We start from the raw sequence: 12,475 nt of genomic DNA on the forward strand, positions 1-12,475 counted from the left end.
ACGTCTGCCCATGCGACGGCACGCCACGCCCGATACGATGAGGATCGTCCGTGTCGCTCCGTGCGCACGCGATGATGCGACGAGGTCGGCGCACCGCCGCCGCCAGCAAGTGTTCCTTGGGGGGAATGTGCCATGAAGGCGTTGACGTGGGCGCGATCGCGTCCGAAGACCCTGGCAGCCGCCGCCGGCGTCGTGATCGGCGCCGTGACCCTCACCACCATGGCCGTGGCCTATGACGGCCTGCCCACGACGAAGGTCGACCTGAACGACGCCGGTGTGTGGCTGACGAACAGCTCCAGCCTGCTGGTCGGCCACTTCAACCACGAGTCCACCGTGCTCGACGGCGGGCTGCGCACCCCGGGCGACACCTTCGACGTGCAGCAGGACGGTTCGGCGGTCGTGGTCGTCGACTCCGGCAACTCCACCGTCACGGCGGTCGACCCCGCACGCGTCGCGCTCGCCGACACCACGACCGTTCCCGGGGACTCGCAGGTCGCGCTCGGCGGCCGCACGGTCGCGGTGATGGACCGCGGCTCCGGCCGGCTCTGGGTGGTGCCCTTCCAGGGCATCGCCGGATTCGAGCCCCGCGGTGCCGAGCCGCTCGCCGAGCTCGGCAAGAACGCCGCAGTCACAGTCGGCCGCGACGGCACGGTGCACGGCGTCTCCACAGAGCGCGGCGAGATCCTCTCGATCACCACCGATGTGCAGGGCCTGGTCCAAGAGGAGAAGACCACCTCCATCGGCGAGATCGACGACGCCGAGAGTCCCACGATCACGGCGGTGGGCGACACACCCGTCGTCCTCGATTCCGCGGGCACCCTCATCGCTCCCGAGGGGCTGCGGGTCGAGCTCGGTGGCGTCGGGGGCGCTGTTCTGCAGCAGCCCTCCGAGACGACGGACGCCGTCGCCGTCGCCACCGAGAGCGAACTGGTGCGGGTGCCGCTGGACGGCGGAGAGCCGGTGCGCACCTCCGTGGGCGGCACGGGCGCCGCGGCCGCACCGGTGTGGCTGCGCGGCTGCACCTACGGCGCGTGGGCCGGCTCCGCGAAGTTCCTGCGCGACTGCGCGGGCGAGTCCGCCGACGTCTCGGAGACGATCCCCGGAGCCGAGACCGCGACGGCGCTCACCTTCCGGGTCAACCGCGACGTGATCGTGCTCAACGACATCTTCAGCGGGGCGGCCTGGATGGCCAACGAGAGCCTGCAGAGGGTCGATGACTGGAGCGTCATCGTTCCGCCCGAGGGCGAGACCGAGGACGACGAGGAGACCACCGAGGAGACGGTCGAGACGACTCTCCCCGAGCGCAAGAAGGAGAACACGCCGCCCACGGCGGAGGACGACCCGGGGCTCGGCGTGCGTCCGGGCTCCACCACGATGCTCCCCGTGCTCGACAACGACAACGATCCCGACGGCGACGTGCTCGTGGCCTCGCTCACCGGCAAGCAGCCCTCCATCGGCGAGGTGCAGCCGGTGCTCGAGGGCGCGGCGCTGCAGATCAGCGTGCCCGAGGATGCCCAGGGCTCGGCGTCCTTCGAGTACCGCGCCGACGACGGCCGCCGTGGAAGCGACACCGCGATCGTGTCGGTGTCGGTGCATGACTGGAGCGTGAACGCGGCGCCCAAGCCCAAGCGCATGACCCGGCTCGCCGTCGAGGCCGGCGGCACGATCTCGTACAACGTGCTGCCCGACTGGCTGGATCCGGACGGTGACGACATCTACCTGCGCGAGGTGATCGCCGCCCCCGGCGACGAGGTGGAGTTCACCACGGGCGGGCAGATCACCTATCGCGCCGTCGCGAGCCTCCCCGGTCGCAAGGACGTGCAGGTCACGGTCTCCGACGGGCTGGGCGAGACGGCGACCGGCGTCATCCGGCTCGACGTCCAGCAGGCCGGCACCACCGTGCCCAAGACCAACGCCGACCACGTCGTGACCCGTCCGGGCGAGCCGGTGACCGTCTCGCCGCTCACCAACGACGCCAGCTCCGGCCGCGAGCAGCTGCGGCTCGCATCCGTCGCCGACGTCGAGGGCGCGCAGATCGACACGGATCACGTGAACAAGCAGTTCACGTTCCAGGCGGACGCGGTCGGTGTCTACTACGTGCAGTACCTCGTGGCAGCCGGCCCCAACGCGGTGCCCGGTCTGGTGCGCGTCGACGTGATCGACACCTCCGACAGCGAACTGCCGCCGGTGGCCGTCCGCGACGTCGCACTGCTGCCCGTCGGCGGCGAGGTGCTGCTCGACGCGCTCGCCAACGACTCCGATCCCGCCGGTGGCGTACTCGTGATGCAGTCGGCCACCATCGACGAGGACAGCCGAGGCATCTCGGTGTCGGTCCTCGAGCATCAGACGCTGCGCATCGGCGACCAGGGCGGCCTCGACAAGCCCGCACGGATCACTTACCGGATCTCCAACGGCATCCGCTCGGCCGAGGGAGAGGTGGTCGTCCTGCCGATCCCCGCCCCCGAGCGGATCCTGTCGCCCGTGGCGGTGGACGACGAGGTCATCGTGCGGGCCGGCGACGTCGTCACGATCCCCGTGCTGGCCAACGACTCGCATCCGAGCGGTGACGCGATCCATGTCGTGCCGACGCTCGTCGAGCCGCTGGTCGACCCGGACGACGGCGAGATCTTCGTCTCCCAGGACACGGTTCGCTTCCGGGCCGGCCCGAAGGCCAAGACCGTGAACGCCACCTACGAGATCATCGACTCGATGGGGCAGAAGGCCGCCGCCTACATCCGCATCCAGGTCCTGCCCGTCAACGAGGAGAAGAACGCGGCTCCACTGCCGCGTGACCTCACCGTGCGCACGCTCAGCGGCGCCTCCCAGCACATCGCGATCCCGCTGGACGGCATCGACCCCGACGGCGACTCCGTCGAGCTGCTTGGAATCGGCTCCAGCCCCCAGAAGGGACGCGTCGTCGAGACGTCGCAGAACTTCCTCACCTATGAGGCCTTCGACGACGCGGTCGGCGTCGACACGTTCACCTACCGCGTGCGCGACTGGCTCGGCAAGGAGGCGACCGGCAGCATCCGCGTCGGCATCGCCCCGCGCGAGACGGTCAACCAGGCGCCGTACGCGGTGAAGGACTCCGTGGTGGTGCGGCCGGGCCGTGAGATCGCCGTGCCGGTGCTCGTCAACGACTCCGACCCGGAGGGCGGCGAGATCGTGCTCGTCGACGACATCGAGCTGCCCGACGTCGACGGCCTGAGCGCGCGCGTCTCGGGTGACAGGGTGCTGGTGAGCGTGCCCGATCGCGAACTCGAGACCTCGCTGAGGTACACGATCGTCGACGAGCTCGGTGCGACGGCGAACGCGGTCGTGCAGGTGACGGTCGACCCCGACGTGCCGCTGCGCGCCCCGGTCGCGCGAGACGATCGCGTGCTGGTGACGGACGTCAAGGACAGCGACTCCGTCGACGTCGAGGTGCTGGCGAACGATGAGGACCCCGACGGCACCGCGCAGGCTCTGACGATCGAGGCGGGTGAAGGCGGCACAGTGCGTCCCGACCGCACGGTGCGCGTGACGATCGGCGAGAAGGCGCACCTCGTGCGCTACACGATCACCGACCGCGACGAGCAGGAGGCATCCGCCTTCATCTTCGTGCCCTCGCTGGCGGACATGCGCCCGATCCTCGACAGCGTCGAGCCCGTCGTCGTCAAGAGCGGCGAGACCAAGACGCTGCCGCTGGCGGAGTACGTCACCGTGTTCGGAGGCGGTCGCGCCATCATCACCGAAGCGGCGAAGGTGCTCGCCCCACACAGCAACGGCGACAACCTCATCCAGGATGAGACCACGCTGGTCTACACCTCGGCGAAGGGCTTCTTCGGCAAGGACGCACTGACCTTCGAGGTCACCGACGGCGAGACGGTCGAAGACCCGAAGGGGCGCAAGGCCACACTGACGATCCCGATCACCGTGCTGCCGCCCGACAACCAGCCGCCCACGTTCACCGACGCGGAGATGCGCGTCGCACCCGGCGAGGATGCGACGACGCTCGACCTGGCGGCACTGGCATCCGACCCGGACCCCGACGACGAGCTGAGCTTCCGGCTCGCCGGCACCTCCGGTGAGGGGGTCACCGCGCGGGTCGACGGGGGGACGCTCTCGGTCGAGGCGTCGACCGACGCCCGAAAGGGCACCACGGCGCGTGTCGAGGTGACCGTCACCGACGGCGAGGCCGAGCCCGTGACAGGTCAGGTGACCGTGCTCGTGACCGCCTCCACGCGAGACGTCGCCGTCGCCAACCCCGACGTGTACGACGAGGTCGATCAGGGCGAGCCGGTGACCGTGCCGGTGCTGAAGAACGACATCAACCCGTTCCCCGAGACGCCGCTGAGCATCGTCTCCGCGTCGCTCGAGACCGGCAGGGCCGACGTACGGATGGACGGCGACGAGGTCGTCGTGACGTCGGGCGCGGACTTCGTGGGCACCGTCGTGGTGCGATACCGCATCCAGGATGCGACGAAGGACCCGGACCGCGAGGTCGACGGACGGATCACGCTGACGGTGCAGGGGGTACCGGACGCCCCCGGCACGCCGACCGTGGTGAGCGTCGAGGACCGCACCGTGGTGCTCTCGTGGGCGGCGCCCGTGAACAACGGCGCCGAGATCACCGGGTACACGGTGCGTTCGGTGAAGGGCAGCGCGTACTCGCGCCAGTGCGCCTCGACCACCTGCACGCTGGATGGGCTCAACAACAACGTCGAGTACGTCTTCCAGGTCACCGCGACCAACCGCGTGGGCGACTCCAAGCCGTCGCCGCCCAGCGAGGTGGCGCGTCCGGATGCCCGTCCCGACACCCCCAGCGCCCCGACGCTGGTGTTCGGCGACCGGGAGCTCGACGTCGCGTGGACCACACCGAGCACTCCCGGCTCCCCGGTGGAGTCGTACACGCTGCAGATCACCCCGGCGCCGCCGGCGGGCCCCTCGGAGCTGGCCGGCATCACCGGCAACAGCATGACCTGGAAGGGCCTGGAGAACGGCACCTCGTACCAGGTGCGCATCCGCGCCCACAACAAGGCGCCCGAGCCGTCGGAGTGGAGCCTGTATTCGGCTCGCGAGATCCCGGCCGGTCCTCCGAAGGCTCCCGCGCAGCCGACCACCGCCGAGCTCGATCCGGTCGGCACGCGTGCTCAGATGCAGGTGCGCTGGTCGGCGCCCGACAAGAACGGCGCGGAGATCTCGGGCTACATCCTCGAGGTCCGCCAGGGCGGCTCCGTCGTCCAGACGCTGCGCCCGGCGGCGGGCACCACCACGCAGGCCGTGACCGTGCCCCCGTCGGAGTCGAGCTACACCTTCCGGATCAGGGCGATCAACAAGGCCGGCGACGGCGAGTGGAGCCCGGAGTCCGCGGCTCGCCGCGGCGTGCTCGCCCCCGGCGCGCCCACGAACGTGCAGGCCACGCCGGGGAACAACACCGTCACGGTGTCGTACACACCGGGCCCGCGCAACGGCGCCACCGCGGGTGAGGTGAGCTACCAGTACCGGATCGGCGCCAACGGCAGCTGGAACGCGATGCCGGGAGACAAGGTCATCCGCAGCGGAGTCGCGAACAACGGCACGTACACGATCCACGTCCGAGCCGTGTCGACCGTCGCGGGCATCGGCTCCAAGTCCAGCCCGGCGTCGGCCGGGTCGAACGCCGTCGCGCCGTTCGGGCCGCCCAACGTGCCCAGCGTGTCGGCGAGCGTGAACGGGCAGACGATCACCTGGCACGTCGGCGCCACCGCGCGCAACGGCCGCGACGTCACGGTCTCCTGGCGGGACAACCGCGGTCACTCCGGTTCGGTCGGAGCCGGCGGCGGCAACGTCGCGCTCGGCTACAACTGGAGCACTCCGGTGTCGTTCACCGTGACCGTGAGGGACAGCCAGGGGCAGACGAAGTCGGTCACCGGCAACAGCGGCACCGGAGCCCAGCCGCTTCCTGAGGTGTGGGTGAGCAGGGGAGGTCCGGCGACGTACGGGCCCAGCAACTGCCAGAACGTGCGCGTGACCACCTCGGGCAACTTCCCGGCGGGCAACTACGTGGTGGATGCCTACAAGAGCGGCGCCTGGTTCGGCAACAATCAGGCCAACGCGAAGTACATTCCTGCGGGAGGCAGTGCGGATCTCGGGTCGTATGTGTGCCCTGGTGAGGCCGGCAAGCCGGTGACGGTGCAGATCCAGGGCGTCAACGCGACCATCCACGGAACGAACTGGTGATGGCCGACCGTGGGCGGGATGGGGATCTCTGCCCATCCCGCCGCCTGTCGGCGCGTGCGGGCACGAAGTTATGATGGAGCGGCACACGCGTGTCGCGACCGCTGTTCGACGACCTGATTCCGTGGGAAGAGGCCGAGGGGGGAATCCGCAGCTATGAGAGCTCTGTCGTGGGTGCGCGCGCGCCCCAAGACGGTGGCGTCCGCAGCGGGCGTGGTCGCCGGTGCCGTGCTCATCACCGGCATGGCGGTCGCCTATGACGGCCTTCCCACCGCGAAGGTCGAGCTGAACGACGCCGGCGTCTGGCTGACGAACACCTCGAGCCTGCTGGTGGGGCACTTCAACCACGAATCCACGGTCATCGACGGCGGACTGCGCGCCACCAGCGACAGCTACGACATCCTCCAGGATGCCGAGACCGTGCTGATCGAGGACGACGGCAACGACACTCTCACGGCGGTCGACCCGGCGCGGATGGCGATGACCGACAGCGCGCCGATCCCATCCGAGGCGAAGGTCGCTCTCGGGCGCAGGACGACCGCGGTGCTCAACCGCAAGTCCGGCGAGCTCTGGGTGACGTCGGCGAAGGGTCTGTCGGGGTTCGACATCAAGGGCGTGGACCCGGTCGCCGAGCTCGGCGAGGGTGCCGACGTGACCGTCGGCCGCGACGGCACCGTCTACGCGCTCTCGGGGGAGCGCGGAGAGGTCGTCACGATCCCGACCGACCCCGAGGGGCTCCCGCTGGATCCCCAGACGTCGTCGGTGGGAGAGATCGATCTGGCCGAGCCGCCGTCGATCACCGTCGTCGGCTCCACTCCGGTCGTGCTCGACCCTGCCGCCGGCGTCGTCACGACGCCTGGCGGGTTCCGCACCGACATCGACGGTGCGTCGGATGCCGTGCTGCAGCAGGCGTCCGAGGCATCCGATGCGGTCGCCGTGGCCACGGCGTCCGCATTGCTGCGCGTTCCGATCGGCGGGGGAGAGCCGTCGGCCACCGCAGTGTCGGGAACCGGGAACCCCGCGCAGCCCGTGCAGCTGCGCGGCTGCACCTACGCGGCGTGGGCGGGGTCCGCGCAGTTCGTGCGCGACTGCTCCGGTGACTCCCTCGACGTCGAGAGCGAGATCCCCGGCGGGCGCGAGAGCGCCCGGGTGGCGTTCCGCGTCAACCGCGACATCATCGTGCTCAACGACGTCATGGGCGGCGCAGCCTGGATGGCCAACAAGAGCCTGCAGCGCGTGGACGACTGGAGTGTGCTGGTCCCGCCGGAGGGCGAGAGCGAGGACGAGGAGGAGAACACCGAGGAGACGGTGGTCACCTCGCTCCCCAAGCGCACGGAGAAGAACACGAACCCCACGGCCGAGAACGACAGGTTCGGCGTGCGCCCCGGCGGCAGCACGCTGCTGCCGGTGACCGACAACGACAACGACCCGGACGGCGACGTGCTGGCCGCCTCGCTCGCGGGCAAGCAGCCGGGGGTCGGCACCGTCCAGCCGATCCTCAACGGGTCCGCGCTGCAGATCAGCGTGCCGGAGGACGCGAAGGGGGCGGCGACCTTCGAGTACGAGGTGGACGACGGGCGCACGGGCAAGGACACCGCCGTCGTCACGGTCACCGTGTACGACGAGAAGACGAACACGGCGCCCAAGCCGAAGCGCACCACCAAGCTGGCCGTCGAGGTGGGAGGCACGGTCTCGTACAACGTGCTGCCGGACTGGATCGACCCCGAGGGCGACGACGTCTACCTGAAGTCGGTCGTGGCCGCTCCCGGAGACGAGGTCGAGTTCACCACCGACGGTCAGATCACCTACAAGGCGATCGCCAGTCTGCAGGGCCGCAAGAGCATCGACATCGTCATCGCGGATGCGCTCGGCGAGCTCGCCAAGGGCAGGATCCAGCTCGACGTGAAGCCGGCCGGCACGACGAACCCGCTGACCAACGCCGACCACGTGATCACCCGGGTCGGCGAGACGATCACCGTCTTCCCGACGGTCAACGACACGAGCTCCGGCCAGGAGCAGCTCCGCCTGGCGCGCGTCGAGCCCGTCGACGGCACCGTCATCGTCCCCGACTATTCGAACAAGCGCTTCACCTTCAAGGCGGGCACCGCTGGCACCTACTACGTGCAGTATCTGGTCAACTCCGGACCCAAGCAGGCCGAGGGCCTGGTGCGCGTGGACGTCCTCGACACCCGCGAGAGCGAGCTGCCCCCGGTCGCCGTGCGCGATGTGGCGCTTCTGCCGAAGGGCAGCGAGGCGCTGATCGGCGTGCTCTCCAACGACACCGACCCCTCGGGCGGGGTGCTCGTGGTGCAGTCGGTGACGGTTCCCCCGCAGAGCGGGATCTCGGTCTCGGTGCTCAACCACGAGACGCTGCGGATCAGCGACGAGGGCGCCTTCGACGAACAGGTGCGCATCAGCTACCGCATCTCGAACGGCTCGAAGTCCGCCGAGGGCGACGTGATCGTCATCCCGATCGATGCTCCCTCGAAGCTGCTGCCACCGGTCGCGAACGATGACGAGGCGGTCGTGCGTGCCGGTGACGTCGTCACCATCCCGGTGCTCGACAACGACGTGCATCCCAGCGGAGACGTCATGCACGTCGTGCCGGAGCTGGCGGAGTCGCCCGATCCCGAGTCCGGTGAGGCGTTCGTGTCGCAGGATGCCGTGCGCTTCCGCGCCGGTGCCAAGGCGCAGACCGTCTACCTGACCTATGAGGCCGTCGACTCGAGGGGGCAGAAGGACGGCGGTCTCGTGACCGTGCAGATCCTCCCGCTCAACGACAAGACGAACGCGGCGCCGCACCCGCAGGACCTGACGGCGCGCGCGCTCGCGGGCACGAGCGTGAACATCCCGGTGCCGCTGGACGGCCTCGACGCGGACGGCGACTCGGTGGAGCTGGTCGGGCTCGATCGCGCACCGACCCAGGGACGCATCTCCGAGGTGGGACCGAACTTCCTGACGTTCGAGGCCTTCAAGGGCTCGGCCGGCGTGGACACCTTCAGCTACCGGGTGCGCGACCGCCTCGGGCAGGAGGGCGTGGGCACGGTGCGCGTCGGCATCGCCCCGCCGGAGGCGCTGAACCAGGCGCCGTACGCCGTCCGGGACTCGGTCGTCGTCCGCCCGGGACGGTCGGTGGCCGTGCCGGTGCTCGCCAACGACTCCGACCCCGAGGGCGACCGGATCGGCATCGTGACGGGCGGCATCCTGCCATCGGATGAGCAGGGGGTGACGGCCGAGGTCGCTGGAGACCGGCTCGTCATCGATGTGCCCGATCGGGAGCTCGAGACCTCGCTGCAGTACACGGTCCGCGATGCCAAGGGTGCGAAGGCGACGGCTCCGGTCTCAGTGACGGTTGACGAGGACGTTCCCCTGATGACGCCGGTCGCGCGCGACGACCGGGTCCAGGTCACGGATGTCAAGGACAGCCTGAGTGTCGACCTCGACATCCTCCGCAACGACGAGGATCCCGACGGCACCGTCGAGGGACTCACGGTCGAGGTGGAGCCGGGCGCCCGCCTGCTCGAGGACGGCACCGCACGGGTCACGGTCACGGATGAGCGTCAGTTGATCCGCTACACCGTGACCGATCAGGACGAGCTCGCGGCCTCCGCGTTCATCTTCGTCCCGGCGCTCAGCGAGCTGCGGCCCACGCTCACCTCGACGAAGCCGCTCGAGGTGCAGAGCGGCGAGACCAGGGAGCTTCCGCTGGCGGAGTACGTCACGGTCGCGGGCGGCGGCGACGTGCGCATCACCGAGGCGGCCAAGGTCAGCGCCGTGAACTCGAACGGCGATTCGCTCATCAAGGATCTGACCACGCTGGTCTACACCTCGAAGGACAGGTACTTCGGCGAGGACGCTCTGACCTTCGAGGTCACCGACGGCGACGGACCCGACGACCCCGAGGGGCGCAAGTCGGTGCTGACCATCCCGATCACGGTGCTTCCTCCCGACAACCAGCAGCCGGAGTTCGTCAACGCGCAGATGCAGGTCGCACCGGGCGAGAAAGCGGTCGCGCTGGATCTTGCCGCGCTGACGACGGACCCGGACGCCGAGGACGCCGACAGGCTGGAGTTCTCGATCACGGACGAGCCCGGCGAGGGTGTGTCGGCGCGCATCGACGGCACCAAGCTCATGGCCGAGGCGTCGTCGAACACGCCGAAGGGCACCACGGTCTCGGTGGGCATCGAGGTCACCGACGGCACCACCGAGCCGGTCGAGGGCAGCGTCGAGATCGCCGTGACGGCATCCACCCGCGAGCTTCCCGTCGCGAGTCCAGACACGATCGACCAGGCCGATCAGGGCAAGACCATCCGGGTGCCGGTGCTGCAGAACGACATCAACCCGTTCAAGGCCGAAGGCGACCCGCTCAAGGTCACCTCCGCGCAGGTCGAGAGCGGTGAGGGAGCCGCGAAGGTCGTCGGAGACGAGGTCGACATCACGCCGGGCAAGAGCTTCGTGGGCGTCATGGTGGTGCGCTACCGCATCCAGGATGCGACGAAGGACCCCGACCGCGAGGTCGACGGCCGCGTGACCGTGACCGTGCAGGGCGTTCCGGATGCCCCGGGCAAGCCCACCGTCTCGGCCGTGGAGGATCGCACCGTCGTGCTGGCGTGGGCGTCGCCGTCGAACAACGGCGCGGAGATCACCGAGTACACGGTCTCCTCGGTGGGCGGCCGGCCCTACTCCAAGACGTGCTCGTCGACGACCTGCACGCTGGACGGGCTCACGAACAACGTCGAGTACACCTTCCAGGTGACGGCGCGCAACCGCGTCGGCGAGGGCCCGGCGTCACCGGTGTCGGCGCCGGCTCGGCCGGACACGCGCCCCGACACGCCGATCCCGCCGACCCTCGAGTTCGGCGACCAGTCGCTGAAGGTGGCCTGGACCACGCCGCCGTCGAGCGGTTCGCCGGTGGACTCGTTCACTCTGGAGATCTCGCCCACCCCGCCCTCCGGCATCGGCCAGAAGACGAACGTCACCGGCAACTCGCTCGTGTGGGAGGGGCTGGAGAACGGCACGAGCTATACCGTGCGGGTCCGCGCCCACAACAAGGCACCGGAGCCGTCGGAGTGGAGCAACTCCTCGCTGCCCGAGATCCCGGCAGGGCCTCCGGGTGCGGTCGCCGCGCCGACCGTGAACAACGCTCCCGCCGTGGGCAGCGAGGCGCAGATGACCGTGAGCTGGGACCCGGCTCCTCAGAACGGCGACGCGATCCGGCAGTACGAGCTCACCGTCTACCGCGGTGGCGCCGTCTTCAAGACCGTGCCGGTCACAGGCAGCCAGACCTCGCAGACCGTTCCCGTTCCGACGAACACCACCGATTACACGTACTCGGTGCGGGCGGAGAACAAGGCCGGCTGGGGTGCGCCCAGTCCGCAGTCCGCCGCGTACCGCGCCGTGGGACCGCCCGCCGCGCCGACCGGCGTGACGGCACGGCCGGCCGACAACGCCATCCACGTCACCTTCAACGCCCCCGAGGGCAACGGCGCGCGGGTCGAGGAGCTGCGCTACCAGTATCTGATCACCGGTGGCGGCTGGACGAACTGGGACGGCAAGTCGGCCATCGCCGCGCGCAACGGCACCACCTACACGGTGAAGGTGCGCGCCTACTCGGTGGTCGCGGGCGCGCAATCGAATCCGGGGGCCGCGGGCACGTCCGGGAGCGTCGTCCCGTTCGGTGCCCCGCACGCACCCACCGGTTCGGCGTCGAAGTCGGGCGACACGTCGATCAAGCTCACCTGGAACGCCTCGGGGTCGGGCAACGGGCGTCCGATCACCGTGTACACGAGCGTCGACGGCGGGTCGTGGGTCAAGAGGTCCGCGCTGTCCGGGTCGGTCGACAAGGGCAACGGCTACAACCAGACGCACACCATCAAGGTGCGGGTGGTGGCATCCGAGGGCGGATCCGCGGAGTCGCCCACCTACAAGGCCACGACGAGCGCACCGCCCCAGCCGAAGATCTGGGTCACGCAGGGCGACGCGGCGGGCAGCTGCGTCAACGGATGCCGGCGCTACATCGTCAACTGGTCGGATGCGAATCTGGGCAACATGAGCGTCCAGTGCTACTCCAGTGCCGACGGTGCCATCTCGGATCCGTCGGGCAATGTCTACACCTACTCCGTGAACTTCGATGGACAGGGTTCCAAGCAGCTCGGCTGCTACAAGGGCCGTGACGACGTCGACGTGTGGGTGAACGTCCTGAACTGGGGCGACAACGTGGACACCGAGAAGCGCTTCTGGGCGAGACCGTAGCCGGCGCACCCCCGAGACATCGAAC

The 12,475-nt window shown here is 69.8% G+C and carries 2 protein-coding genes; both read left to right on the forward strand.

Annotated features, from left to right (window positions below; translation table 11 throughout):
- Window positions 1-132: 132 nt before the first annotated feature.
- Window positions 133-6,201: an Ig-like domain-containing protein gene (locus ACFWHT_RS01935; protein ID WP_378824961.1), complete on the forward strand. Its 6,069-nt coding sequence runs from the start codon at window positions 133-135 to the stop codon at window positions 6,199-6,201.
- A gap of 153 nt (window positions 6,202-6,354) precedes the next feature.
- The gene (locus ACFWHT_RS01940) at window positions 6,355-12,450 is read left to right on the forward strand and encodes an Ig-like domain-containing protein (RefSeq protein WP_378824963.1); all 6,096 of its coding nucleotides are present in this window, start codon (window positions 6,355-6,357) and stop codon (window positions 12,448-12,450) included.
- Window positions 12,451-12,475 lie beyond the last annotated feature (25 nt).

The sequence above is a fragment of the Microbacterium sp. NPDC058342 genome, from assembly GCF_042723935.1.
In the GTDB taxonomy this organism is placed as follows: domain Bacteria; phylum Actinomycetota; class Actinomycetes; order Actinomycetales; family Microbacteriaceae; genus Microbacterium.

Bases quoted from the DNA above. Each gene is read 5' to 3' on its own strand.
- ACFWHT_RS01935 (WP_378824961.1), top strand. From the start codon at position 133: ATGAAGGCGTTGACGTGGGCGCGATCGCGTCCGAAGACCCTGGCAGCC.
- ACFWHT_RS01940 (WP_378824963.1), top strand. From the start codon at position 6,355: ATGAGAGCTCTGTCGTGGGTGCGCGCGCGCCCCAAGACGGTGGCGTCC.